Origin of the sequence: Luteibacter sp. 9135 (assembly GCF_000745005.1) — a bacterium.
In the GTDB taxonomy this organism is placed as follows: domain Bacteria; phylum Pseudomonadota; class Gammaproteobacteria; order Xanthomonadales; family Rhodanobacteraceae; genus Luteibacter.
The window spans coordinates 673,741-700,501 of the sequence record NZ_JQNB01000001.1 but is presented as its reverse complement, the minus strand read 5'-3'; the positions used below and the strand labels follow the sequence as shown (position 1 = coordinate 700,501).

Here is a 26,761-nt window from a genome sequence, read left to right as displayed (position 1 = left end):
GTTCACAGGCCGAAGAAAAGCTCGCTGGTACGGACGGTGGACTCGGTGAGTACTGCGGCCGTCTCGCCACGGTCCCGGGCCACCTCGTCACGGATATGCGCGAGGTACATCGGCTCGTTGCGCCGGTCCTTCGGCAGCGGGCGCACCGTGCGCGGCAGCAGGTAGGGCGCATCGGTCTCCAGCATGAGCCGGTCGGCGGGTATCGATCCGACCAGCTCGCGCAGGTGGGCGCCACGGCGCTCGTCGCAGATCCAGCCGGTGATGCCGATGTGGCAGTCCAGGGCCAGGTAGTCGCGCAGCGCCTCACCGGTGTCGGTGAAGCAGTGCACGACCGCGGCCGGCAGGCGGTCGCGGTAGCGCGTGAGGATGGCGAGGAAGTCGTGGTGCGCGTCCCGCTGGTGCAGGAACACCGGCTTGCCCAGGTCGGCGGCGATCGCCAGCTGTCGCTCGAATACCTCCCGTTGCACCTCGCGCGGCGAGTAATTGCGGTTGTAATCCAGCCCGGTCTCGCCGATCGCACGAACTTCCGGCTCGCGGCCCCACGCGCGCAGCAGCGCGTCGGTGGCGTCGTCGTAGTCGATCGCGTGATGCGGATGCACGCCCGCCGTGGCAAAAAGCCGGCCGCCGCCGGCCTTCGCCAGGGCCAATGCGTGCTCGCTGCCCTCTCGTGATGCCCCCGTTACCACCATCCGACCCACCCCGTGCGCCGTCGCGCGCGCCAGCACATCGTCAAAATCTTGACGGAACGATTCGTGGGTGAGGTTGGCGCCGATGTCGATCAAGTCCATGAATTGGTTCGCTTTGGGACAAGGGTTTGAATGCGATATGCGCGTGTTATTGGCACGCAACATCATGAATTAAAACATGTATGGACGTCCGATCGTGGCAATTGCGGGATTTCCCGTCAACGGCTGTCCGATGCCGATCGAGGTGTCGTCAAAATATTGACGTTCGTATTTTCCTACTGCTAGGTTCAACGAACGCCGTCAGGAAGACGGGCATCAGGGGGACGTCAGAAGGATCTCAAAGCAGGTGTCTCAAGGGGACGTCGTCATACACGTCGAAAAAGGGAAGGGGGCCGGTCACCGGTTCCTGCAGCAGTACCACGGGCAGAGGGTAGTGCAGATGGTAAATCGCATCGTCGCGGGGACGCTCGTCGCCTCGCTTCTCCTGGGCGTCACGCCCGGTGTTTTCGCCGCGGGTCCGGACGCGCCCCAGGCCACGTTCGACGTCAGCAGCCTGCGGGCACCGAAAGGCTACGACCGTTTCATCGTCACCTGGCGTGACGGCACCACGCAGCGCATCAGTGCCTCCGCGGCCACGCAGGCGATCGGCGCAGCGCTCTCGCGCACCGTTGCCACCACCAGCCAGCTGCGTGCCGGCAAGGTCGCCACGACGCAAGCCGTTTACGGACGCAAGCTCGCTACGGGTTCCGACCTGGTCCGCATCTCGCGCAAGCTGTCGCGCAGCGAAGCCGAGACCTTGATCCGGCAGATCGCCGCCGATCCCGCGGTCCGGCATGTCGAGCCCGACGCGATGATGCAGAAGATCGACGATATCCGCGCTACGGCGGTCATGCCGGTGGTCGTCGACGATACGTACTACGCCCGCTACCAGTGGCACTTCCGTCCGGCATCGGGCGAGGCCGAGAAGATCGGCAGCGACACCACCAGCTTCGCCAACCGCGGCGGCAGCAACGTCGCCAATGCATGGAACCTCGCCGACGGTTCGGGCGTTACCGTGGCCGTGCTGGATACCGGCATCACGCAACATCCCGACATCGACCTGTCGCTGGCCGATGCGGGCTACGACTTCATTTCCGACGGCTTCGTGTCGGGTCGCTCGACGGATGCGCGTGCCCCCGGCGGCTGGGATACCGGCGACTGGACCACCGAGGACAAGTACCTGCTCGCCAATGGCGGCTGCATCGATCCCTCCGTCGGCGACCAGCAGGAGGACTCGAGCTGGCACGGCACGCACGTGTCCGGAACGATCGCGGAGCTGAGCAACAACGCCACCGGCATGGCCGGCATCGCCTATAAGGCGAAGGTGCTGCCGGTGCGTGTGCTCGGCCATTGCGGCGGCTACACCTCCGACATCGCGGACGCGATCGTCTGGGCCTCGGGTGGACATGTCGACGGCGTCCCCGACAATGCCCATCCCGCGCAGGTCATCAACATGAGCCTGGGCGGCGGCGGTTCCTGCGCATCCGATGCGGTGACCTCCGACGCCATCGCCTCGGCGATGTCGCGCGGCACGACGGTGGTCGTCGCCGCAGGCAACTCCGGCGACGACGCGGCGAACTACTCGCCGGCCAGTTGCCCCGGCGCACTCACCGTGGCCGCCAACGGCATTGCGGGCAAGCGCGCCTACTACTCCAACTACGGCAGCACCGTGGCCCTATCCGCACCGGGTGGCGGTATCTATGCGAACGACGGCTCCACGGGTGCCACCGTGCAGGCGGGCTTCATCTGGTCCGCGATCAACGCCGGTACGCACGAGCCCACGACCGCCAGTTACGGCGGCATGGCGGGTACCTCGCAGGCCACGCCGCACGTGTCCGGTTCCGTGGCCCTGATCCTCTCCGCCACGAAGGCAGCCGGCCTGGCCACGCCGACACCGGTCGCCATCCGCACGTTGCTCACCGCCACGGCGCAAGCGTTTCCGGCCACGCCGGACAAGCCGATCGGCGCCGGCATCCTCGATGCGTACGCCGCGGTGAACAAGGCCCTCGGCAACGACCCGGGCGAGCCAGGCGGTGACGCCACGACGCTGGACAACGGCGTCGCCCTGCCGGGCCAGGCCGGTCGCGCCGACGGCGTGCTGGTCTACCGCATCGACGTGCCCGCGGGTGCACGCTCGCTCGCCTTGCGCAGCTTCGGCGGCAGCGGCGACGTGTCGCTCTACGTGAAGGGTGGCGAGGCCGCGTCGTCGAGTGTCTACGACTACCGGTCGATCAAGCCGTCGACCAACAACGAAGCGGTGACGGTCGCCCGTCCCGCGGCGGGCAGCTGGTACGTCACGGTGGTAGGCGTGAAGGATTTCGCCAACGTCACGGTGCAGGCGAGTTTCACGGCGCCATGAACCAGGGCCGCCGACGCGTCATGCGTCGGCGGGCCTGCGGGGATTTTTTTACGCTGGCGAGGGGGTCTTCGCCGGTGGGCGTGCAGGGAGGGGTCCCGGCGCCGTCTTAGGGAGGTATCGGCAATGTATTCACCAACACTGGCACAGGCCCTCGGCCTGGTGCTGACGGGCATCTTCACCGTGGCGGGCGCGGCAAGCGCCGCCGAAACGTCACCGGCCGCCGCACCGCAGACCGTCGTGGTCCAGGGCGTGCAGGTCGCCATCGACCCTTCGACCGGTCGACTGCGTGAGCCCACCGCCGCCGAGCGCGCCTCGCTGGCCAAGGCCTTCCAGGCCAACGGCGGCAACGCCGCTTCGTTGAGCGCGCAGCCGCGCACCGCCGCGGAGGCGCGTTCCACCTTCCGCACGCTCAGCCTCGGCAATGGTGTGCATGCCAAGTCCGTCCGCGTGCCGCAGGAACTCATGAACAGCGTCGTCGCCGAACGCACGCCCGACGGCAGCATCGCCGTGCACCACGACGACCACGGCGTGCAACCCGCGACGAACGCACCGGAGGTGACACGATGATCCGCCGCAACCTCCTGTTCACCGCACTGGCCGCCGCCAGCCTGTTCGGCAGCATCGGCGTCGCCCAGGCAGCGGAAATCAAGATCGTCAACCAGGACACCGGCACCGGCAAGGGCCTGGATGATCCGACGCCGGTCTCGCCGGTCGGCGGCAACCCGGGTACCACGTACGGTAAGCAGGCCCTCAACGTCTACCTGTTCGCCGCGGACATCTGGGGCGCCGTGTTGCAAAGCGACGTGACCATCGTCAACAACGCCACGTTCAAGCCGCTGTCGTGCGACGCGACCTCCGGCGTGCTGGGTTCGTCCGGCACCACCAACATCTATTACTTCGACGACACCAGCACGCTGCCGGCGGGCGCGGTGCGCAACACCTGGTACCACGCCGCGCTGTTCGACGCGCTGACCCACGAGGACGGTTCGCCGGGCGAGGCGGATATCCAGAGTCAGTTCAACGGTGCGCTCGGCACGACCGGATGCCTCGAAGGTTCCAAGTGGTACTTCGGCCTGGACGGCAAGACGCCGGCGGGCTCGATCAACTTCCTCAACGTCGTGCTGCACGAGATGGCCCATGGCCTGGGCTTCTCCGGCTTCAACAGCCTGACCACCGGTTCCGGCTACGTGGGCGACGACGGCGTGGCCCGTCCGGACATCTATTCGTCCTTCGTCTACAACGATACGCAGATGAAGAAGTGGTACGACCTGACGCCCGCGCAGCGCGTCACGGCGGCACTGGACGACGGCAAGCTGGTGTTCACCGGAGCGACGGTGAAAGCCGAAGCGCCGCTGGCCCTCGGCCTGCCCAACGTGTTCAAGGTGACCGCACCCGCCGCGGCCGCCGGTGAGTACGGCTATTCGCAGGCGGCCTTCGGTCCGGCCGCCACCTCGGCCAACTTCACCGGCAGTCTGGTGCAGGCCGCACCGGCCGACGGTTGCACGGCGATCACCAACGCCTCGGCGCTGGCGGGCAAGATCGCCATCATCGATCGCGGCACCTGCGACTTCACCATCAAGACGCTGAACGCGCAGGGCGCCGGCGCCACCGCCGTGCTCATCGCCAACAACCAGGCCGGCGCGATCACGCCGGGAGGCACTCCCGCCTCGCCGGTGACCATTCCGGTGATCGCGGTCAGCCAGGTGGACGGCAACAAGCTCAAGGCCAATCTGTCGGGCCTCACCGGTACCGTGGGGCAGGGCACTGGCCTGGCCGGCGCGGATGCGCAGGGCAACGTGTTGCTCTACGCGCCGACCACGCTGGCGCAGGGCTCGTCGTTCTCGCACTACGACACCCGCCTCACGCCGAACGCGATCATGGAGTACGCGATCAACCAGGACCTGGTCGGCCAGATCGACGTGGACCTGACGCCGGCCCTGTTCCAGGACATCGGCTGGGGCCTCAATCGCACCTCGCAGAAGCTGCTCACCTGCGACACCGGTATCCCGACCCTCGTTCCGGGTGGCGTGATCATCGGTGCCAACGTGATCTCCAACGCGAAGATCCTCGCCGGTGCGGCCGCCAGCGTGGGTGACTACCGCGCCGCGGTACGTGGATATGCCACGCAGCTCGCCAGCGACGGCCTGGTCACGGCGGCGCAGGCGTCCAGCCTGAATGCCTGCCTGTCCGATGCGCAGACGCAGGCGCAGTACGCGGCCTGGGGTCCGGCAACGGCGCCGTCGGCGATCGTGCTGAGCAACAACGCCGCGCTGGGTAACCAGAAGGGCGCGCTCGGTGCCTCGGTGGCCTACCAGCTCACGGTGCCCGACAACGCGAAGACGCTCACCCTGCGCACCTACGGTGGGTCGGGCGACGTGTCGATCTCGGTGGCCGATCCCAAGGGTGTGGTCAAGGCGCAGCCGAACCGTCCGGGCAACAGCGAGCCGTTCACGGCGAGCAAGCCGGCCGCCGGCGTGTGGACGCTGACGGTGAAGGGCGAAGCGGCGTACTCGGGCGTCACCGTCCTGGGTGCGTACACGCTCTGAGGACGTGACGGAACGCGGCTCCGGTTCGCCGGGGTCGCGTTCCACGAGGGGGCCCGCAACGCGGGGCGAGGGGTTTCGAAAAAAGACGTATGGACGGCCGAACGATGCTTGTCGTCGGGCCGTATGGACATTCTCGTCCGGCATGTGACGACGGACGGACGACGGGCCGCGCTCAGCGCGCCCGCGCACCGATCGCGCATGGCGGATATCTGGGAGGAAAGTGACGTGAACACCATTTACAGCAAGGTTTGGAACGCATCGCTCGGCATGCTGGTCGTGGCATCGGAACTGGCCCGTGCCAGGGGCAAGGGCGGCGCCTCCCGACGCCTGCGCGCCACCATGGCGGCGCTGCCGCTGGTGGCCGGCGTGATGCTGGCGCTGGGCAGCGGGCCCGTGCAGGCCGGGGATAACGGCACCGTGTGCGGCGGCTTCCTGCTAGGCCTGCAGGGCAAGGCACCGGCGGCCAAGGGCAACGACGCTTTCGCCTGCGGCCAGGCCGCGAAGGCGATCGGCGATTTCAGCATTGCGCTCGGTACGGATGCGAAGGCCAGCGGTGCCGCCAGTTCCGCCGTGGGCCAGGATGCCCAGGCTACCGGTGATTTCTCGTCCGCGATCGGTCAGGGCACGCGTGCGTCGGGTGTGGACAGCACGGCGATGGGGCAGGGCGCCAACGCCGCCTCGGTGGGCAGCACGGCGATCGGGCGTGGCGCCCGCGCCATCGCGAACAACGCGGTGGCGATCGGCAGCGACAGCATCGCCAACCGCGCCAACAGCGTGTCCGTGGGCCGCGCGGGTGCGGAGCGGCAGGTGACCAATGTCGCCGCCGGTACGCAGGCCACCGACGCGGTGAACAAGGGCCAGCTCGACAAGGTGTCCACGACCGTGACCGGCGTCTCCCGCAGCGTGGACACGCTGTCGAAGCGCGTCGACGGCGTGTCGGGCGATGTCACCGCGCTGGCCGACAGCGTCAGCGACGCCACTCATTACTACAAGGCGAACGGTGCGGGTGACGGTAGCGACGATGCGCAGGCGGTCGGCGATTACGCCACGGCCTCGGGTTCCGGCGCGTTCGCCAACGGCACGGGTACCAGCGCGTTCGGCGCCGGTGCGGTCTCGACCGGCGCGTTCGCCACGGCCACCGGTTACGGTTCGGTTGCCTCGGGCCAGAACAGTGCGGCGTACGGTTCGGGCGCACAGGCTACGGCCAACGGCACGACGGCGATCGGCGCGCAGGCGCTGGATGCGGACGGCAATCCGCTGATCACGTACACCTCCACCGGTGAAGCGGTGGGGCCGGCGACGGCCTCCGGCCTGGCCGCCACGGCGATCGGCGCCAGCGCGCAGGCGGAAGGTGCGTATGCGACCGCACTGGGCACGGCGGCGTTCGCCCAGGGCGAACAGTCCACGGCCAGCGGTTTCCTCGCCCAGGCCTCGGGCAACGGCGCGACGGCGACCGGTTCGCAGGCGTTCGCCGATGGCGAACTGTCGGTCGCGAACGGCTACGGCTCCTCGGCGTATAGCGCCGGTGCGGTGGCAGTGGGTGGCAGCGCCAGCGCGTCGGGTGCGGGCAGCGTGGCGATCGGCAACGCGGCGGAAACCGGCTTCGGCCTGTTCGGGCTGGAGGCGGAGAACGCGGTGGCGCTGGGCAGCAACAGCTGGGCGCTGGGCAACAACGCTACGGCGCTGGGTGCGAACGCCTGGGCGCTGGGCGAGAACTCGGTGGCCCTGGGTGCCGGCTCGCAGGCGGAACGCGACAACACGGTGTCGGTCGGCGATGTGGGTAGCGAGCGGCAGATCACGAACGTCGCCGCGGGCACGGAAGCCACCGATGCGGTGAACAAGGGACAGCTGGACGCGGTGTCCACCGCTACGGCGGATGCGGGCCATTACTTCAAGGCGAACGGCAACGGCGACGGCTCGGACGATGCGCTCGCTTCGGGTAACTACGCCACCGCGGCGGGCTCCGGTGCATTTGCCGGCGCCGATGGCGCCACGGCGTTCGGCAGCGGTGCCGTTGCGACGGGCGCGAATGCCACCGCCAGCGGTTACGGCAGCCTCGCCACGGGTGCGAGCAGCGCGGCCTACGGTGCCAACGCCGAGGCGTCCGGTGCGGGCGCCACCGCGACCGGCGAGGGCAGTGCGGCGTTCGGTGATGAATCCAGCGCGCACGGCCACGGCGCGATCGCCGATGGTGCCGGTGCGTCGGGTTACGGCGCGGGCAGCCTCGCCAGCGGCGACTACACCACGGCGGTCGGCCAGGGCGCGGTCGCCCAGGGCACCGGTTCGTCGTCGATCGGCAGCGGTGCCAGCACCAATGCGTCGTTCGCCACGGCCGGCGGTTACGGGGCGTCGGCCTCGGGCCAGAACAGCGCGGCGTACGGTTCGGGCGCACAGGCTACGGCCAACGGCACGACGGCGATCGGCGCGCAGGCGCTGGATGCCGACGGGAAGCCGCTGATCACGTACACCTCCACCGGTGAAGCGGTGGGGCCGGCGACGGCCTCCGGCCTGGCCGCCACGGCGATCGGCGCCAGCGCGCAGGCGGAAGGTGCGTATGCGACCGCACTGGGCACGGCGGCGTTTGCTCAGGGCGAACAGTCCACGGCCAGCGGTTTCCTCGCCCAGGCCTCGGGCAACGGCGCGACGGCGACCGGTTCGCAGGCGTTCGCCGATGGCGAACTGTCGGTCGCGAACGGCTACGGCTCCTCGGCGTATAGCGCCGGTGCGGTGGCAGTGGGTGGCAGCGCCAGCGCGTCGGGTGCGGGCAGCGTGGCGATCGGCAACGCGGCGGAAACCGGCTTCGGCCTGTTCGGGCTGGAGGCGGAGAACGCGGTGGCGCTGGGCAGCAACAGCTGGGCGCTGGGCAACAACGCTACGGCGCTGGGTGCGAACGCCTGGGCGCTGGGCGAGAACTCGGTGGCCCTGGGTGCCGGCTCGCAGGCAGAACGCGACAACACGGTGTCGGTCGGCGATGTGGGTAGCGAGCGGCAGATCACGAACGTCGCCGCGGGCACGGAAGCCACCGATGCGGTGAACAAGGGACAGCTGGACGCGGTATCCGCCGCCACCAGCGATGCCGGGCATTATTTCCGGGCCAACGGCGCGGGCGACGGCAGCGACGATGCGCAGGCGGTCGGCGATTACGCCACGGCCTCCGGCTCGGGTGCGTTTGCGGCAGGTACCGGCGCGACGGCCACGGGTGCGGGTTCGGTGGCCGCCAGCGATTTCGCCACGGCGAACGGCTACGGCAGCGTGGCCAGCGGGAAGAACGCAGCAGCCTTCGGTGCCGGTGCGCAGGCCACGGGCGCGGGTAGCGTCGCGGTGGGTGGCAACGCCATCGACGCGGACGGCAATCCGTTGATCTCCGATACGAACGGCAACCCGGTCGATACCGGGGCCACGAGTGCGGGCGTGGGCGGCACGGCCATCGGCGCAAGCTCGCAGGCCAGTGGCTTCGCGTCCACGTCGGCCGGCGTCGGCGCTTATGCGGCGGGCGCGCAGTCCACGGCGCTGGGTGCGGTGGCGAATGCCACGGGCGACTACTCGACTGCGGTCGGCACGTCGACCACCGCCTCGGGCGCGGGTTCGGTGGCGGTAGGTGGCCCCGGCAACCTGCCGGGCCTGGGCCTCGTCTATACGGGCGCCACCGGTGACAGCGCCGCGGCCTTCGGCGCCGGTGCGCAGGCGACCGCCGATTACGCGACCGCCCTGGGCGGCATCGCGGCCGCCGAAGGCGTGGGCAGCACGGCGCTGGGCTACTTCGCCTATGCGCCGGGTGACAACGCTACCGCGCTCGGCATCAACAGCTGGGCATCCGGGGCCAGCAGTGCGGCCGTGGGCGACTTCTCCACCGCGCGCGGTGCCGCCAGCGTCGCGCTGGGCGCGAACAGCCTGGTCACGACGCCGGCCACCGGCGCGGTGGCGATCGGCAGCGGTGCGACGGCCACTGCGGCGAACAGCGTGGCGCTGGGCGCCGGCGCCAACGCCGATCGTGAGGGCACGGTATCGGTCGGTGCACGGGGCAGCGAACGTCAGGTCACCAACGTGGCGGCCGGTTCGCAGGGCACGGATGCCGCCAATGTCCAGCAGCTGACGGACCTGGCCGGCAGCGTCAGCTCGGCGGCCCACTATGTGTCCGCGACGGGTGCCGGTGACGGCAGCGACGACGCCAGCGCCACCGGCGCCTTCGCCACTGCTATCGGTGCGGGTAGCCGCGCCAGCGGTGACCTGTCGACGGCGCAGGGCGCGTTCGCGACAGCCAGCAGGACGTCGGCCACCGCTATCGGCGCCTCCGCCAATGCCGGCGCTACCAGCGCCACGGCGATCGGCGACAGCGCCCGCGCCCTCGGCGTGAATTCCGTGGCACTGGGTGCCGGATCGGTCGCCACGCGCGCCAACACGGTATCCGTCGGCGGCACGAGCGGGAACCGCCAGATCACCAACGTGGCCGCGGGCACGCAAACCACGGATGCGGTGAACCTGGGTCAGTTGAACACGGCGATGTCGGGGGCCTTTTCCGGCACGTCCAGCCTTGCCGGGAACACCATGGCCATGGCGCTCGGCGGCGGCGCCACGATGGGCGCCAACGGCTTCGTCGGCCCGGTATACAAGGTGCAGGGCGGCGCCTACAGCACCGTAGGCGACGCGGTGGGTGCCTTGGACGGCGCGCTGTCGTCGATCGGCACGCGGGTGAACAAGCTGGAGTCTGCCGCGGGTGGCAGCACGATCCCCGGTACCACGCCGGTAAGGCGCAACGCCCTGGTCTCGACCAGCGTGGCCAGCACGACGCAGGCCACGGCAGCCGACGCGGCCGCTTCCGCACCGGTGACGGCGGCCGCGGCGCCGGTGGTCGCTTCCGCCCCCGTGACTGCCGCCGCCGTGGCGGAAGGCACGGGCGGTGGCACGGCCATCGGCACCGGCAGCTTCGCCAAGGACCCGACCGACCTGGCCGTGGGCACCAACGCCACCGTCGGCGCCGACAGCAGTACCGCGGTGGGTACGGGCGCCACGGTGACGGCGGCCGCCACCAACAGCGTCGCGCTGGGCGCCAACTCGGTGGCCGACCAGGCCGACACGGTGTCGGTCGGCAGTGCCGCCGCGCAACGTCGCGTCACCAACGTCGCCGCCGGCACGTCCACCACCGATGCCGCCAATGTCGGCCAGGTGGATCAGGCGGTCGCTACCGCAAAGTCTTACGCCGATCAGGGAGATGCCACGACGCTGACCAGCGCCAAGGCCTATACCGATCAGAAGTTCGGCGACGTGGTCAGCGGTGGTGCGTTCGACGACTACAAGCGCCAGGTCGATCATCGCTTCAACAACCTCAACGACCGCCTCAACCGGGTGGGCGCCATGGGTGCGGCGATGTCGCAGATGGCCTTCAGTACGCAGGGAGTCAGTGGCGACAACCGGCTCGGCGTCGGCGTCGGCGGGTACAAGGGGCAGGGAGCCCTGTCGGTCGGCTACTCGCGTAGCCTCTCGCCGCGCGCCAGTCTGACCTTCGGTGCCGCCGTCAGCGGTGGTGAGTCCTCGGGTGGTGTGGGTGTGGGCGTCGGCTGGTAATTATTACCGGTAAGTGCCTACACGGCACGGCCAAGTCCTTGAAAGCCGGCGGCAACGCCGGCTTTCTGTTGTTGCGCCCTGTCGCGGATCGGACACGGCCGGGTCGCGATAGACATGGGGTCTGTGCTACCAATAGCGGCCCGGGCGGTCAGGAACGACCGCGTGGCAAGACGTAAACCTGTAGACCGTATGGAGTTGGCATGTCTGCGATGACCGAACCCACCGACATGCTGACCGGCGCACCCGGGGAAGCGCAGGTTTGTGCGCACCTGGTCGCGCATGGCCGTCTCAAGGACACCGATCTCGCGCGGGCGCGTCGCCTGCACGACGAAACCCCCGACGGCACGCTCACCTCGCTGATGGCTCGCCTCGGCCTGGTCTCCGAACGCGACCTCGCCGATGCCTGGGCCGACCTGCTGCGGCTGGACCTGCTGGCCGCCAAGGACGCCCCGGAACTGCCTCCGACGGATGTGGAACTGTCGGTGCGTTTCCTCAAGCAGTACCACGTGGTGCCCGTGCGCGAAGGCGACGACGGCCTGGGCCTGCTCGTGGCCGATCCGGCCGATCCCTACCCGCTGCAGGCCGTGCGCCTGGCCACCGGGCGCGACGTGCAGCTCCGCGTGGGGCTGCGCTCGGAAATCGACGACCTCATCGAACGCTATTACGGCCAGGGCCGCTCGGCCATGGGCAGCATCGTCGAAAGCCTGGACGGCAACGCGGCGGAAGAAGACGACGTGGAGCATCTGCGCGACCTGGCCTCCGAGGCGCCGGTCATCCGCCTGGTCAACCTGATCCTGCAGCGTGCCGTCGAGCAGCGCGCGTCCGACGTGCACATCGAACCGTTCGAAAACCGCCTCAAGGTGCGCTACCGCATCGACGGTGTGCTGCATGAAGTGGAAGCGCCGCCATCCAGTTCCACCGCGGCGGTGATCTCGCGCGTGAAGATCATGGCGCGGCTGAACATCGCCGAGCGCCGCCTGCCGCAGGACGGCCGCATCCAGCTGCGTGTGCAGGGCAAGGAGCTCGACCTGCGCGTGTCCACGGTGCCCACCAGCTTCGGCGAGTCGGTGGTCATGCGCATCCTCGACCGCGAGTCGGTCATCTTCGATTTCGCGTCGCTGGGCTTCACCGACGCGTTCCGCGACCGTTTCGTCGAGGTGCTGGACCGCCCGCACGGCATCCTGCTGGTCACCGGTCCCACCGGCTCGGGCAAGACGACCACGCTGTACACGGCGTTGTCGCAGATCAACACGCCCGACGTGAAGATCATCACCGTCGAGGATCCCGTCGAATACCAGATCGAAGGCATCAACCAGATCCAGGTCAAGCCGCAGATCGGGCTCGACTTCACCGGTGCCCTGCGCTCCATCGTGCGCCAGGATCCGGACGTCATCATGATCGGCGAAATGCGCGACCTGGAAACCTGCCGCATCGCCATCCAGTCGGCACTCACCGGACACCTGGTGTTGTCCACGCTGCACACCAACAGTGCGTCGGGCGGCATCACCCGCATGCTCGACATGGGCGTGGAGGATTACCTGCTCGGGTCCACCGTCAACGGCATCCTGGCGCAGCGCCTGGTCCGCCGCCTCGACCCGGAAACGGCGGTGCCCTACGAAGCCCTGCCCGAAGTGATCGAGCAGTTCGAGTTGCACAAGTACACCGAAGAGCGTCCCATCCGCTTGTGGAAACCCGGCACCAGCGCGGTCAATCCCACGGGCTATCGCGGCCGCCGGGCCATCATGGAATTCCTGGTCATGAGCGATCCGCTGCGCCGCCTGGTGATGAAACGCGCCGACGCGGGCGAGATCGAGCGCCAGGCACGCGCCGAAGGCATGCGCACGATGTACGAGGACGGCCTGGCCAAGGCCGTGGCCGGCATCACCACGATCGAGGAAGTCCTGCGCGTCACGCAGGAATCCTAGGCCCCCACGCATGAGCATGTTCCGCTATCGCGCCATCAGTGCCGCCGGTGAGGCCCTTACCGGTCGCATGGAAGCCGCGTCCGTGGCCGACGTGGTCGCGCGCCTGCAAGACCAGGGGCACACGCCGCTCGAAGCCGCGCCCGCCGAGGGCGCGGCTTCGAGCGGCGGTCTCGCGGGCATGTTCCGCAAGGGCACCTTCACCGGCGACCAACTGGCCCAGTTCACCCACCAGCTGGCCACGCTGCTCGGCGCCGGCCAGCCGCTGGATCGCGCCCTCGGCATCCTGCTCGATCTCCCGGAAGGCGAACGGGCAAAAAACCTGGTCGAGCGCGTTCGCGATCGCGTGCGTGGCGGCACCACCCTCTCCACGGCACTGGACGAGGAAAACGGCGTCTTCCCCCGGCTGTACGTCAGCCTGGTACGGGCCGGCGAAGCAGGCGGCTCGCTGGACGAAACCCTGCGGCGTCTGGCCGATTACCTCGAGCGTGCGCAGGCGCTGCGCGGCAGCATCGTCAACGCGCTGATCTACCCGGCCTTCCTCATGGTCGGCGTGCTCGGATCGCTGGTCCTGCTGCTCGCCTACGTCGTGCCGCAGTTCGTGCCGATCTTCGCCGACATGCAGGTACCCATTCCGCTTATCACCCAGGTGGTGCTCGCCCTGGGCACGGTCATCAGCGACTGGTGGTGGGCGATCGTCCTGGTGATGGTGGTGCTCGGACTGTTCCTTCGCCTGCGACTGCGCGATCCGGACACGCGGCTGGCCTTCCATGGCCGGTTGCTGACGATGCGCGTGGCCGGCCCCTTGCTGCTGAAGGTGGAAACGGCGCGCATCGCACGCACCCTGGGCACGCTGCTGAAGAACGGCGTGCCGCTGTTGTCGTCGCTGGCCATCGCGCGCCAGGTGACCGGCAACCGCGCGCTCGATCATGCACTGGAGCAGGCGGCCGAGCGGGTCAAGGGCGGGTCGGGACTGGGCAGTTCGCTGGCCCAGACCGAACGCTTTCCCCGTCTCGCGCTGCAGATGATCCAGGTGGGTGAAGAAGCCGGCGCGCTCGACACCATGCTGCTGAAGGTCGCCGACACCTTCGACGTGGAAGCCAAGCGCGCCATCGATCGCCTGCTGGCGGCGCTGGTGCCGGCGCTCACCATCGTCATGACCGTCATGGTCGCTTTCATCATGGCGGCGATCCTCCTGCCGCTGCTCAGCCTCACCAGCAACATCAACTGATCCGATCCGTTTCAAGGAGCCTGACCCATGCGTGTGAACCGTACCCTTCGTCACAGCCACGCCCGCGGCTTCACGCTGCTGGAAATGCTCGCCGTGATCGTCCTGATCGGCATCATCGGCGCCATCGTCGTAACCCAGGTCGGCAAGAACGTCGATAAGGGCAAGTACGGCGCCGGCAAGGCACAGCTGACCACGCTGGGCCAGAAGGTCGAGAACTACGCGCTGGACAACGGCAGCCCGCCGCACTCGCTGGACGACCTCGCCACCAAGCCGGCCGATGCGCAGAACTGGCAAGGTCCCTACGCCAAGGCGTCCGACCTGAAGGACCCGTGGGGCCACCCGTTCGGCTACCGCTACCCCGGTGAGCACGGCAGCTTCGACCTGGTCTTCTACGGGCAGGACGGCAAGGCGGGCGGCGACGGCTATTCGGCCGACGTCGGCAACTGGCAGTAAGCCGGCGCGATTCCCGGACCGGCCATGCGCGCGCGCGGATTCACGCTTTTCGAGATGCTGGCGGTCATCCTGTTGATCGGGATCGCGGCGGCGGCCGTTTCGATTCCCGTCACGCAAGGCCTGGCCAGCGCACGGGTGAATGCGGCCAGCGGTGAACTCGCGGCCGCGCTACGCTGGACGCGCGCGCAGTCCATCGTGAAAGGCGAAAGCCTGGCGCTCGAGGTCGATACCTCCGCGGCCACCTATCACGCCCCGGGCAAGCCCGTGGTGCACCTGCCCAGGGACATGCGCGTGGCGATCACCAGCGCACGCGAAGACCAGGCCAACGCCACCACCGGACGCATCCGCTTCTTCCCTGACGGCAGTTCCACGGGTGGCCGTATCACGCTCACGCGTGGCGAGCGCGAGTGGCACGTCAACGTGGCTTGGCTTACCGGCGCCATCCAGGTGGTGGACAGCCGATGACACGCATGGGCCGCCAGGGTGGTTTCAGCCTGCTCGAAGTCATTGCCGCCATCGCCGTGCTGGCCATCGCCTTTTCCGCGTTGATGCAGGTGGCGGGCAGTTCCATGAGCCTGACCGCGCGCGCGAACGAGCGCACGCAGGCAGCGTTGCGGGCACGCAGCCTGCTCGACGGCGCCTTCGTCATGGAGCCCGTGCGCGAGGGCAGCAGCGAAGGGCGGATCGACGATGTCTACCGCTGGCGCATGAACGTCAGCCGTTACCAGTCACCCGGCGATCGTCCCGCGGCGGACGGCGTCAGCCCGGCGGCCCTGCTGTATCGACTCGACCTGGACGTGATGTGGGGGCCTGAGGGCAGCGAGCGACATGCGCGCTTCGCCACGCTGCGCATGGGCAACCCCAACCAGGATGCCTCGCCATGAGGCGGCAGCAGGGTTTCAGCCTGATGGAGGTGCTGGCCGCGCTCGCGCTGCTGACCATCGTGCTGTTGGGTGTGTATTCCGGGATCAGCACCGCGTCGCGCATCGTGCGCAGCGGTGGCCAGGCCATCCAGCGGATGGACGAGATCCGCTCGGCCCAGGGCTACCTGCGCAGCGAGATCGCCCAGGCGCTGATCGTGCCGTTCGGCGAAACCGACGACGGCGATCCCATCGTGTTCTCCGGTGATGCCAGCACGCTCCGCTTCGTGGCGCCGATGCCCGGCTACCTGTCGCGCCTGGGGCCGCAACTGCAAACGGTGTCGCTGGTGCGCGACGGCAACCAGGGCTACCGGCTGGAAGTGGCCCTGGCCATGCTGCCGCCCAACGGGGGCGATCCCAAGCCACTGGGCGAGCCCGAGGTGTTGCTGCGCGGCATCCGGCGCGGCGCCTTCGCCTATCGCGGCATGGACGACAAGAACCAGCCGGGCGACTGGCAGGACACCTGGGACGACGGCCGGCGTACGCCCATGTTGGTCAGGCTGTCGCTCGATGTGGGCAGCAACGTGGTCTTTCCGACCCTGGTCGCCCCCATCCGACTCGATCCCACGGCGTCGCGCAATGGGTTCTCACTGACGCGTGGCGGGCGCGGGCCGGTGCTCCGGTGATGCGGCGCAGGCAACGCGGCGTCGCCCTGCTGATCGTGCTATGGGGCTGCACGCTGCTGGCCATCATGCTGGGCGGCTTCGCGGCACTGGCCCGCACCGAGGGGCTTCAGGCCCGCTATCAGTTCGCCCAGACACGTGCGCACTACGCGGCCGAGGCGGGCCTGGTACGTGCCATCCAGGCGCTTCAATCGCCCGATATCGATTCGCGCTGGGTAGCGGACGGCCGGCCGTACCTGTTCACGTTCGACGATGCCAAGGTCACCCTCACCATCATCGACGAGGACGGCAAGGTCGATCTCAACGCCGCCTCCGACGACGTGCTGACCGGCCTGTTCAAGGCGGCGGGCACGCCCGACGACAAGGCGAGCCGGCTCTCCGCGGCCATCCAGGACTGGCGGCGGGCAGGCGACGAAGCCTTGCCCAACGGCGCCAAGCTGCCGCAGTACCAGGCGGCGGGTCTCGATTACGGCCCACGCAACGGACCCTTCGCCACGGTGGAAGAGGGGCGCATGGTGCTCGGCATGGATGCGGCCCTGTGGACACAGGTGGCTCCCGTGCTGACGATCTGGTCGGGCCGCGAACGGCCGAACACCGAGCACGCGCCGCCGCTGGCCCTTGCCGCGATTCCGGGCATGGGCACCGCCGGTGCCGCCGCGGTCCTTGCCGCGCGCGGGCAAGCCACGGGTGCCGTGGCGGCCGGAGGCAACGGTGTCACGCACACGATACGTGCGCAGGCGATCCTTGACGACGGGACTCGGAGTTCCCTTACAGCGACGATCCGACTGCGTGGGATAAGATCCGGAAACCAGCCCTACGCGGTATTGCGTTGGCGCGAAGGAGACGAGGAATGAGCGCTTTGCAGGACGCCTCCCAGTTGCAGCTCGAGCGCTTCCGTCGCGCCTGGCGGGGCAGTGCGTTGCCCGGGCTGTTGCGCTGGTGGGGCGGCGAACTGGCCGCCCTCATGCCCGTCCGCTGGCGCGAAGCCTTCGCCGGTGGCGAGCGCTGGTACGCGGTGGAGCGTCACGACACCGGCTGGCAGATGCGCCGCGCGGGCGAGTCCCTTCCCGTGGCCGAGGCCGCCGACGCCGACACACCGGAGCACCGCGCCGCCGTGCTGGCCGGGGCGCTGGCCGAGGCCGATCCCGCCGACCGCCGCGTCGCCCTGGTGCTGCCCGCGGCCCAGGTGATGCGCCGTCGGCTGGTACTGCCGCTCGCGGCGCGCGACAACCTGCGTCAGGTGGTCGGGTTCGACCTGGACCGGCAAACCCCGTTTCGCGCAGAGGATATCCACTACGGCGTACGCGAGATCGGCGCTGCCGGCACCGAGGGCCGTTTCATCGCCGAGCTGGCGGCCACGCCGCGCATCGCGCTCGATCCGCTGCTCGACGAACTCGCCGGCCTGGGTGTCATGCCGGACCGTGTCGATGTCGCCGAGGGCCACGACCTCGCGGGGGTGGATCTGCTGCCGCCCGCACGGGCGCCGCGCCGTGTCGACCGACGCCGGCGCCTCAACCTCATGCTATTCGCGGCCATCGTGCTGCTGGCGATCGCCACCATGGCGATGTGGCTGCACAACCGCACCCTCGCGCTGGAGACGATGCGCGCCGAAGTCGAAGCCATGCAGGGCGATGCCCAGCGGGTGAAGGCCCTTCGCCAGAAGCTCACCGACAGCGCCGGTGCGTCCGGTTTCCTCGCCCGTCGAAAAACCGAAACGCCGGCCGTCCTGCCGGTTCTCGACGAACTCACCCGCCGGCTCCCCGACGACACCTGGCTGGAGCGCTTCACACTCAACACCACGGGCCAGCTCGGTTTCCAGGGACAAAGCCCCCAGGCGGCGCGCCTTATCGATGCGTTGAAGGGTGCGCGCACCATTGGCGATCCCAGCTTCCAGGGCACGATCCAGTCCGATCCCACCTCGGGCAAGGAGCGCTTCTACATGCAGGCCAAGGCGATCATCCCCAAGCCGGCGGCCCCCGCTGCATCTGCGGGTCCCGCCCGTGCCGGCACCACGGGTACATCCACGCAGGGTGGCGCGCGCGGCGCCGCCGCCGCGTCCACCGCCAGGGAGGCCCCCATGCGCCTTAAGCCCGCCGAATCGCGCATCGCCGCCATCCTGCTCGCGCTGGTCGTGCTCGTCCTTGCCTACTTCATCTTCATCCACTGGTGGTTCGTGGCCCCGCAAGCGGCCATCGCCGATGAAATGGACGATCTGCGCGACACGCAGCGGCGCTACGCCGCCGCTATCGCCGAACGCCCGCAGCTGGAAAAACGGCTGGCTTCGCTCGAACAGGGGCAGACCCGCAGCGACGCCTTCCTGCCGGGCGACGATACCAACGCCGCGGCGGCGGGCCTCATGCAACGCATCGTCGATGTCGCCGCTGCGCACAAGGAAGACGGCGCCTGCGACGTGGTGCAGAAAATGCCGGTGCCCAGCCAGGAAAAAACCGGCGACCCCTACCGCAAGGTCACGGTGAACATCAGCCTGCGTTGCCAGATGCAACCGATGACGGCCGTCATCCACGACATCGAGAACGCCACGCCATACCTGTTCATTGAAGATTTCAGCATCTATCGCAACCCGGTCGCGGCGCGTGCCGGCGGCGCCGCGCCGATGGAAGTCCAGTTCACCGTCTCCGGTTACATCCATGCCGCCAGCGCGGCGAAGGCGGCCACATGAACGCGGCCGGACAGCGGCGGCTGACGCCCTTGCTGGCGGGCGTAGCCCTGGTGCTTGCCGCCACCTTGTGTGTCTTCGCACTGGGCGTGGGGCGGGGCGTCCGCTGGGACCCACCGGGCGATCCGCAGGCACTGCCTGCCGCCCGTCCGGTCGCCATGCCGACGCCGGTGCCGCTCGCGCGCTTTGTCGAGGTCTGGCAACGGCCCTTGTTCATGGCCGACCGCAAGCCGGTCGCGGCGGCGGGCGACGACGACAGCGCCAGCAACATCGGCGATCTCGAACTCACGGGCATCATCATGACACCTGGCCTGCGCATGGCCTTGCTGCGTGACAAGGGCAAGGACGTCACCGTGCGCGTGAAGGAGGGCTCGCCCCTCGCCGAGGGCCACTGGACGCTCGCCTCGCTCACGCCGCGCAGTGCCGTGTTCGACAATGGCGGCGAACGCCGCGAGCTGACGTTGAAGGTCAGCGCGCCGGAAGCCCTGGCCAAGGACGGGAAGCGTCCCGGCGTGCCGCCAGGTCAACCCGCGCAGCCTGGTCAGCCCACGCCCTCGCCGTCGCTGCCCCCGGGCGCCATGCGTATCGAACAACCGCAGGCATCGGGCATGACGGGCCCGGCACTGCCGCGTCCGGCCGATGCCGGTGCACGACAGGCTCCGCCGCGTCAGGACGACGAAGCCCTGCAGCGTGCCCGTATCGACGCACTCAAGCAGGCGGTGCAGAAGCGCCGAATGGAACAGCAGCAACAACACCCGCAGGCGCAGGACTCGCAATAGCGGGCGCGTTCCGCGCCCCCAAGGAAGGAGGAGCAACACATGAAACCATGCACACTCGGCATGGCCGCCCTGTCGGCCCTGCTGATGGCCGGCTGCGCCTCGCATTCGTCCCGGCTCGCCTCGCACGCGCTGGAATACGAAGCGCTGGCCGGCACCGAACGGCCCGTACCCGCGCCCTTGCCGCTGAACGAGCCGCCCGAGGCCGATGTCACCGATGCCGCCGCGCCGTCGATCCAGCCCGGCAACGGACACTTCATCAGGCCGCAGGCGCGGACGGTGCCATCCCCCGTGGCCAGCGGAACCGACGCGGTGACCTTCAACTTCGAAGACCAGCCCGTGGAGGCCGTGGTCAAGGCCATCCTGGGCGACCTGCTGAAGGCCAACTACGCGATATTGCCTGGCGTGCGCGGCACCGTGTCGTTCTCCACGGCGCAGCCCGTGACGCGCGAGCAGGCCCTACCCATCCTGGAGACCTTGCTGTCCTGGACGGGCAATGCGCTGGTCCACGAGCAGGGCCGCTACAACGTGCTGCCTTCGACGCAGGCCGTCGCCGGCCACCTCGTGCCCCGCCTGAAGGCCGGCGCACCGGCCGCGGGCATGTCCGCACGCCTCTTCACCCTTCGCCACGTGGCGGCGCCGGAAATGGCCAGGCTGCTGGCACCGTTCGTGCTCCCCGAGGCCGTGCTGCTCGCGGATCCCGCGAGGCCGGTGCTCGTGCTTGCCGGCACGCCCGATGAACTGGCGAATTACCAGGCCACCATCGACACGTTCGATGTCGATTGGGTGGCCGGCATGTCGGTCGGGGTGTTCAGCCTGAAGCATGCCACCGTCGGTGAGTTGCTGCCTGCCCTGGAGTCGGTATTCGGGAAAGACAGCGGCGGTCCGGTCGCCGGCCTCATCCGCTTCCTGCCCGTCGAGCGTACCGGCAGCATCGTGGTCATCGGTACACAGGAATCGCATGTCAGTCAGGTGGGCGAATGGATCGCGCGCATCGACGGCGGGGGCGGCAACGAACCCCGCCTCTTCGTCTACGACCTGCGTAACCTGCCGGCCACCGATGTGGCGCGCTACATCGGCAGCGTGTTCGATGCATCGGTCGGTGGCGACCAGGGCGGTCGGGTGATGCCGGGGCCGGAGTCGGAAAGCCTGGGCAGTACCGAGGCAACCACGGATGCCGGTGGCATCGGCGCCGGCTTCGGCGACCGTGACATGGCCGAGGATCCCACCTTTTTCCAGTCCGCCGCGCCCTCGCTATCCGGATCGGGCCGCAGCACGGGCGCCAGCACCATCCGGGTCACCGCCATCGACGCGAACAACCAGCTGATGATTCGCGCGCGCCCGTCGGAGTGGGCGGAGGTGCGCAAGGCGATCGAGCGCCTGGACGCGGTACCCCTGCAGGTGCAGATCGAAACACGCATCCTCGAAGTGCAGCTGCGCGACGCCTTTCGCTTTGGCGTGCAGTGGTACCTCGAAGGCCTCGCGGGCGGCAACGGCGGGGTGGCGCAACCCGGCAACAAGCAGCAGTGGGCACTGGGCGGCGGCATCGGTGCCGTGCCTACCGGTCGGCCGGACACCTTGTTCTACTCGTTCGTCAATAGCGAGTTGCAGGTGGCGTTGCGCGCGATGGAACACAACGGACATACCAAGATCCTCTCGGCACCTTCGCTGGTGGTGGTGAACAACCACAAGGCGCGCATCCAGGTGGGTGACCAGATTCCGGTGACGCAGACCTACGTGAACACGAATGTCGGCAGCGGCAATCCCGTGGGGCAGGTGGAATACAAGGATACCGGCGTCATCCTGGACGTGCGCCCGCGCGTGAATCCGGGCGGCCTGGTCTACCTCGACGTGATCCAGGAAGTCAGCCGGGCCGGTAGCGACACCAACGCCACCAACCTGCCGATCATGAAGCGCAAGCTGACCACCCAGGTGGCGGTACAGAGCGGCCAGACGGTGCTGCTCGGCGGGCTCATCCGCGAACTTGACACGGAGAACCGCAGTGGTGTGCCAGGCCTGTCGCGTGTACCGCTGCTGGGTGCGCTGTTCCGCAACCAGGACAACGGCGGTATGCGTACGGAACTCGTCGTACTGATCACGCCGCGGGTAATCGCCAACGGCGTGGAGGCCAAACGGGTGCTGGACGACTACCGCCGATCGTTCCGCTCACTGCGGCCGCTGGAACGTGTCGCCAGCGACACGACGACCACCTCACCTCTGGAAGAAGGGTGATGGGAGAGGGCTGATAAAACGCGCAGCGCGGCGCCGGCTTGCGTACCATGTCGAGCGCATGACTCCCTCGTTTCCGATCACGCCGCTGCTGCCCCGGATCGTCGCTTCGCTGGTGACGCACACGCGCCTCGTACTGGAGGCGCCGCCGGGCGCCGGCAAGACCACCCAGGTGCCGCTGGCGCTGCTGGATGCGCCGTGGTTGGGCGACCAACGCATCCTGATGCTGGAGCCACGCCGCATCGCCGCGCGCGCCGCGGCATCCTTCATGGCCGCGCAACTCGGCGAGGACGTAGGCGGCACGGTCGGCTATCGCATCCGGTTCGAATCGCGTGTCGGGCCGCGGACGCGCATCGAAGTGGTCACCGAAGGCATCCTGGGCCGGATGATCCAGGACGATCCGGGGCTGGACGGCGTCGGTGCGATCCTGTTCGACGAGTTCCACGAGCGCCACCTTGCGGGTGACCTCGGCGCAGCGCTGGCGCTGGATGTCCAGGCCAGCCTGCGACCGGACCTGCGCCTGCTGGTGATGTCGGCCACCCTGGACGGCGAGCGCATGGCGCAATGGCTGGATGCGCCTCGGGTGAGCAGCCCGGGGCGCAGTTTTCCGGTAAGGGTCGAGTATGCCCCGGCCCGCATGCAGGAGGGTCTCGAACAGCACCTTGCACGCGTGGTGGCGCAGGCCCTCGCGGAAAACGAAGGCGATGTGCTTGCGTTCCTGCCCGGCCGTCGCGAGATCGAGCGCGCGCGTGGCCTGGTCGAGCGCCGCGATGAGACCCTCGAGGTGGTGGCCCTGCATGGCGAGCTTTCACTGGCCGAGCAGCAACTGGCCCTGACGCCTGCAGATGCCGGCACACGGCGGGTCATCCTTGCCACCAACGTGGCCGAGTCCAGCGTCACGCTGCCGGGTATTCGCGCGGTGGTGGACGCAGGCCTGGCGCGCGAGCCACGTTTCGACCCCACGTCGGGCTTCGCGCGTCTGGAGACCGTGCACATCTCGCAGGCATCCGCCGACCAGCGTGCGGGTCGTGCCGGGCGTGTGGCCCCTGGAACGACCTACCGGCTCTGGTCGCAGAGCCGCCGCCTCGAAGCATCGCGCACGGCGGAGATCCAACACACCGAACTATCCGGGCTGGCGCTCGAACTGGCTGGCTGGGGCAGCGACGACCTGCCCTGGCTGGACGCGCCGCCCGCTGGCGCGATGGGCCAGGCACGCGACCTGTTACAGCGGCTGGGCGCCCTGGACACCACCTCGGCACTCAGCCGACTTGGCCGCGAGATGCTGGCGCTGGGGGCCACCCCCCGGCTGGGCGCGGCCGCATGTCGCGCGCCGGCCGGGCGCAGGGCGCTGGTGGCCGACCTGCTCGCGCTGGTGGAAGCGCGCTCGCCCCTGCGCGGCGAGGAGGGCCGCAGCGACGATTTTCGTCAGCGGGTGGCGGCGTTGCATCTTTGGCGCGACGCGGGTGCGCGTGGCGCGCGTGCCGCCTCCGCGGACATCGGTGCGCTGGCGGCGATCGAAAAAGCCGCCGCGGGATGGCGTCGTCGTCTCGACGTCCGCACGGCCGCCAGCGGCATGCCGGACAGCCATGCCGTGGGCGACTTGCTCGTGCATGCGTTTCCCGACCGGGTGGCTCGGCGTGACGACGGCCATGCGTCGCGCTACCTCCTGGCAAACGGGCGCGGCGCGCGGCTGCACGAGAACAGCGCGCTGCACGGCGAGCCGTGGATCGTCGTCCTGGACCTGCGCCTGGAAGCGCGCGACAGCCTGATCTATGCTGCGGCGCCTTTCGATGCCGCCGTGCTCGAGCGCGACCATGCCGATCGCTTCGTCACGGAGCGCGTGCTGCGCTGGGACGACGAGCGACAGATCGCCGAGGCCTTCGAAGAGCGTCGTTTCGACGCCCTGCCGATCTCACGCAAGCCGTTGCCCCTGCGTGGCGACGACGCTGTTCCCGCGTTGTTGACCGCCATCCGGTCGCGGGGCATCGCGGCCCTGCCCTGGAGCGATACGGCGAGGCGCCTGCGCGCGCGGATCGGTGCCCTGCGCGTGTGGCATCCGGCCGTCGGCTTGCCCGATGTCGCCGATGCGGCCCTGCTGGACACACTGGATGCGTGGCTGGCGCCGTTCCTGACAGGCAAGCGCCGGCTCGACGCGCTGCAGGCCTCGGATCTTTCCGAAGCACTCGCTGGCATGCTCGATTACGAGCAGCGCCGTGCGCTGGACGCGCATGCGCCCGAGGACCTGAAAGTGCCCAGCGGTATGACCCGCCGCCTCGAGTACGGCGCGCGCGACGACGACCCGGGCGCACCGCCCGTGCTGGCGGTGAAGCTCCAGGAACTCTTCGGCCTGGCGGACACGCCCCGCGTGGGCGACGGACGCATCGCCGTCATGCTCCACCTTCTCTCACCGGCCGGGCGACCCATCCAGGTCACCCAAGACCTGGCGGGCTTCTGGGATCGCACCTATCCGGAAGTGAAGAAAGAACTGAAGGGTCGCTATCCCCGTCATCCGTGGCCGGATGATCCCTGGACGGCCACGGCGACGCACCGCGCGAAGCCACGCGGAACCTGACACAGGCCAGATTGGGCCATTCGCCTACGCACTGCTGCGGGTGCACCCGCTGACGGCCTGCCGTGCCGGTCGCTTCAATAGCGCTCCCCCCTGTGGAGATCGCCCCATGCCTGTCGTTCCGAACCCCGGTGCCCGGTGGCGGGTCTGTGTTGTGCTGGCCTGCCTTGCCGCATCGTCAGGCAGCGCGGCCACGCCGACGGGCGCGCGCTTCCACCGGCCACCGCCACCGGGCAACGAGTATGCCGCCTGGACCCTGCGCAGCCTGGCCCTGATGAATGCCTACGACCTGGGCGATGTCTCACCCTTCCACCCCGATGCCGAGTGGACGCGGGAGTACCTGGCCGATCCCTCGTCGATCTACAGCGACCTCCACCCACGGCTGTTCTCGGGCAACCGGGCTGAATCGGCGGACGCCACCGCGTTCCCGGAGAGCAAGCGGACCGCGCGTGCCATCGCGTGGGACCTGGGTCTGGACAAGGCGCTACCCGGCTACCAGACGCTGCCGGATTATCCAGGCCCTACGCCGGGCAACCTGACGCTGGCGGTGGCCGCGAACCTCGACAAGACAGGCGTCGCCCCGATCTATTACGAGAAGGCCTACGCCCTTGGCGGGAATGACCTCTTTACGCTCAACGCGGAGTTCGCCGTCGCGCTGCAGACCCTGCATGAATGGGTGGAGGCCACGCCATGGGCCGATCGCGACGCCTTCGGGGTGGACGAGGACGCCCTGCGCCGGGTGATGTCCGCGCGCTCCCTGGACGAGGTGAGCGATCACGACTTGGTCTACCTGGCCGATATCCTGCGCGCGGAACTGTCCGCGCGTTCCACCGGCGACGCGGCAGCCGGCGCACGGCGCGCCTTGCCAGCACCGCTGCGCATCGCGCGTGTCGCTGCGGCCTATCGGGCCAGCAACGCCGGCTACGACGCCTGCCACAGCGATGGCTCGAGGAAGGAGGCGGCGGGCTCCCTGCCGGAAGACCTCGGGCGCCCGATCTGCTTCTCCGATGCCACCGATCGAGCGGTTTATCGCTGGTATCGGGCCATGCGGCGACATCAGCTGGCCCAGCCACCGGAAGCGTTCCACGGCGACTTCGGCCAGGTGGCCCGGCTTATCGATCACTTCGCCGACGTGCGACCCGCCTGGGCCGGCGCATACACCGAGGAAGCCCTGGACTGGTCGAACCATGCCGAAGTCGTCGAAGCCCAACTGGCCCTCGACAGCCCCGTGCCCCGCGACGCGGACACGGGTTTCTACCGGCTCGTCGAGCGCACCAACCTCCTTATCTGCCGGACCACCACACGATGACCGCCTGCCGCTTCTTCCGCTGTGTCGCCCTAGGCACAGCCCTGTGGCTCCCTATCGGTGCCGTCGCGGCGGCGCCCGTCGTCAAACGCGTCATCCACGACGATCCGAGAAACAGTGTAGGCGCGCGCCTTCTCGCGTCGTTCGCCGCACACGTCGTGCCGGCGCAGGCGTGGTATGTCGATGCCCTCGACGGCCGGCGACCGGATGCCGCACAGTTTGCGCGGTTCTCGCGCCAGTGGCAGACCGCGACCTTCGTCAGCTTCACCTACGAGTTTGAGGTCAACGGCGAGCGGCACCAACGCGTCTACCACGCCCGCTCCGGGCGCAACGAGCTCGACACGGGGCTCGACGGCGAACGGCCACGCCGCGCCTACGCAAGCTATTTCACGCGCGGGACGCCCGTCGTCGCATGGGCCGACGCGCCTCCGCGGGGTAGCCACGTCACCGCGTCCCCTGTGCAGGGTGATCGCTACGACGATGCGCGCAAACGCGATGCCGAGCTCAAGGTAGCCCGGTGGATCGAGCGTGACATCCGTGAGGGCAGGGTGGCCGCCGGTGGCCACCTGAACGGCTACACCAGCCAGGCCCCGTGCCCCTCCTGCGAGGCCGCCCTGCAGGCGCTATCCGACCAGCATGGCATCCGTGTCCACGTGGCCTACCTGGGCCATGGTAGCCCCGCCTATACACGCTTCGATCGACAGCGGCACCAGCACCTGACATCGATCGAGGTGGCGGTGCACGGTGGCCAGCTGAACCTGCTCGGCCAGGCGGCGGCAACGCCGGCGCAGGAGGCGAGCGTCGCCTGCCTGGATACGCCGGGGGATGGCGAGATCAACGACCTTTGACAGGGTCGCCCGCCA

Annotated in this window: 18 protein-coding genes and 2 pseudogenes; 19 read left to right on the top strand and 1 reads right to left on the bottom strand. The window is 69.2% G+C overall.

Annotated elements, in window-relative coordinates; genetic code table 11:
- Nucleotides 1-2 precede the first annotated feature (2 nt).
- Complete coding sequence (locus FA89_RS03170; protein WP_036138124.1) at nucleotides 3-788, bottom strand: TatD family hydrolase; 786 nt, start codon at nucleotides 786-788, stop codon at nucleotides 3-5.
- Nucleotides 789-1,125: 337 nt separating this feature from the next.
- Between FA89_RS03170 and FA89_RS03165 the strand changes: the two genes are divergently transcribed.
- The 19 genes and pseudogenes from FA89_RS03165 (at nucleotide 1,126) to FA89_RS03080 (ending at nucleotide 26,746) form a co-directional block, all read left to right on the top strand.
- The gene (locus FA89_RS03165) at nucleotides 1,126-3,084 is read left to right on the top strand and encodes a S8 family serine peptidase (protein WP_036138122.1); all 1,959 of its coding nucleotides are present in this window, start codon (nucleotides 1,126-1,128) and stop codon (nucleotides 3,082-3,084) included.
- Between the two features lie 123 nt (nucleotides 3,085-3,207).
- A complete protein-coding gene (locus FA89_RS03160; protein WP_051938490.1) occupies nucleotides 3,208-3,651 on the top strand; it encodes a post-PEP-CTERM-1 domain-containing protein in 444 nt (147 codons plus the stop codon).
- Entirely contained in the window at nucleotides 3,648-5,630 is a 1,983-nt protein-coding gene (locus tag FA89_RS03155) for a PA domain-containing protein (RefSeq protein ID WP_051938489.1), read from the top strand. The genes FA89_RS03160 and FA89_RS03155 overlap by 4 nt, the downstream gene beginning before the upstream one ends.
- A gap of 123 nt (nucleotides 5,631-5,753) precedes the next feature.
- Nucleotides 5,754-8,282 (top strand): annotated as a pseudogene (locus tag FA89_RS20910) (ESPR-type extended signal peptide-containing protein); the annotation flags it as partial.
- Nucleotides 8,283-8,453: 171 nt separating this feature from the next.
- Nucleotides 8,454-9,770: pseudogene (locus FA89_RS20905) on the top strand (YadA family autotransporter adhesin); the annotation flags it as partial.
- Nucleotides 9,762-11,192 carry a YadA family autotransporter adhesin gene (locus FA89_RS20900; RefSeq protein WP_441295044.1) on the top strand — a complete coding sequence of 477 codons (1,431 nt, stop codon included), beginning with the start codon at nucleotides 9,762-9,764 and terminating at the stop codon, nucleotides 11,190-11,192. The pseudogene FA89_RS20905 and the gene FA89_RS20900, both read left to right, overlap by 9 nt.
- 200 nt (nucleotides 11,193-11,392) lie before the next feature.
- Nucleotides 11,393-13,117 (top strand): type II secretion system ATPase GspE, encoded by a 1,725-nt coding sequence (gene gspE, locus FA89_RS03145; protein WP_036138117.1) that lies wholly within the window; start codon nucleotides 11,393-11,395, stop codon nucleotides 13,115-13,117.
- Between the two features lie 10 nt (nucleotides 13,118-13,127).
- Entirely contained in the window at nucleotides 13,128-14,345 is a 1,218-nt protein-coding gene (gene gspF, locus FA89_RS03140; RefSeq protein ID WP_036138115.1) for a type II secretion system inner membrane protein GspF, read from the top strand.
- 27 nt (nucleotides 14,346-14,372) lie between these two features.
- Nucleotides 14,373-14,798 carry a type II secretion system major pseudopilin GspG gene (gene gspG / locus FA89_RS03135; protein WP_081916322.1) on the top strand — a complete coding sequence of 142 codons (426 nt, stop codon included), beginning with the start codon at nucleotides 14,373-14,375 and terminating at the stop codon, nucleotides 14,796-14,798.
- Nucleotides 14,799-14,822: 24 nt separating this feature from the next.
- Nucleotides 14,823-15,263 (top strand): GspH/FimT family pseudopilin, encoded by a 441-nt coding sequence (locus tag FA89_RS03130; RefSeq protein WP_036138113.1) that lies wholly within the window; start codon nucleotides 14,823-14,825, stop codon nucleotides 15,261-15,263.
- On the top strand, nucleotides 15,260-15,682 hold the full coding sequence (locus FA89_RS03125) for a prepilin-type N-terminal cleavage/methylation domain-containing protein (protein WP_036138110.1): 423 nt from the start codon (nucleotides 15,260-15,262) through the stop codon (nucleotides 15,680-15,682). The genes FA89_RS03130 and FA89_RS03125 overlap by 4 nt, the downstream gene beginning before the upstream one ends.
- Nucleotides 15,679-16,344 carry a prepilin-type N-terminal cleavage/methylation domain-containing protein gene (locus FA89_RS03120; protein ID WP_036138108.1) on the top strand — a complete coding sequence of 222 codons (666 nt, stop codon included), beginning with the start codon at nucleotides 15,679-15,681 and terminating at the stop codon, nucleotides 16,342-16,344. Before FA89_RS03125 ends, FA89_RS03120 begins: the two co-directional genes overlap by 4 nt.
- Nucleotides 16,344-17,195 (top strand): general secretion pathway protein GspK, encoded by an 852-nt coding sequence (locus tag FA89_RS03115; RefSeq protein WP_036138107.1) that lies wholly within the window; start codon nucleotides 16,344-16,346, stop codon nucleotides 17,193-17,195. The genes FA89_RS03120 and FA89_RS03115 overlap by 1 nt, the downstream gene beginning before the upstream one ends.
- Nucleotides 17,192-19,021: a type II secretion system protein GspM gene (gene gspM / locus FA89_RS20850; protein ID WP_343123030.1), complete on the top strand. Its 1,830-nt coding sequence runs from the start codon at nucleotides 17,192-17,194 to the stop codon at nucleotides 19,019-19,021. Before FA89_RS03115 ends, gspM begins: the two co-directional genes overlap by 4 nt.
- Complete coding sequence (locus tag FA89_RS19080) at nucleotides 19,018-19,797, top strand: hypothetical protein (RefSeq protein WP_051938488.1); 780 nt, start codon at nucleotides 19,018-19,020, stop codon at nucleotides 19,795-19,797. Before gspM ends, FA89_RS19080 begins: the two co-directional genes overlap by 4 nt.
- A gap of 39 nt (nucleotides 19,798-19,836) precedes the next feature.
- Complete coding sequence (gene gspD, locus FA89_RS03095; RefSeq protein ID WP_051938487.1) at nucleotides 19,837-22,026, top strand: type II secretion system secretin GspD; 2,190 nt, start codon at nucleotides 19,837-19,839, stop codon at nucleotides 22,024-22,026.
- 58 nt (nucleotides 22,027-22,084) lie between these two features.
- Complete coding sequence (gene hrpB, locus FA89_RS03090) at nucleotides 22,085-24,595, top strand: ATP-dependent helicase HrpB (RefSeq protein WP_036138104.1); 2,511 nt, start codon at nucleotides 22,085-22,087, stop codon at nucleotides 24,593-24,595.
- Between the two features lie 106 nt (nucleotides 24,596-24,701).
- Complete coding sequence (locus FA89_RS03085) at nucleotides 24,702-25,901, top strand: hypothetical protein (protein ID WP_185754212.1); 1,200 nt, start codon at nucleotides 24,702-24,704, stop codon at nucleotides 25,899-25,901.
- Entirely contained in the window at nucleotides 25,898-26,746 is an 849-nt protein-coding gene (locus tag FA89_RS03080; protein ID WP_036138100.1) for a hypothetical protein, read from the top strand. Before FA89_RS03085 ends, FA89_RS03080 begins: the two co-directional genes overlap by 4 nt.
- Nucleotides 26,747-26,761: the final 15 nt, after the last annotated feature.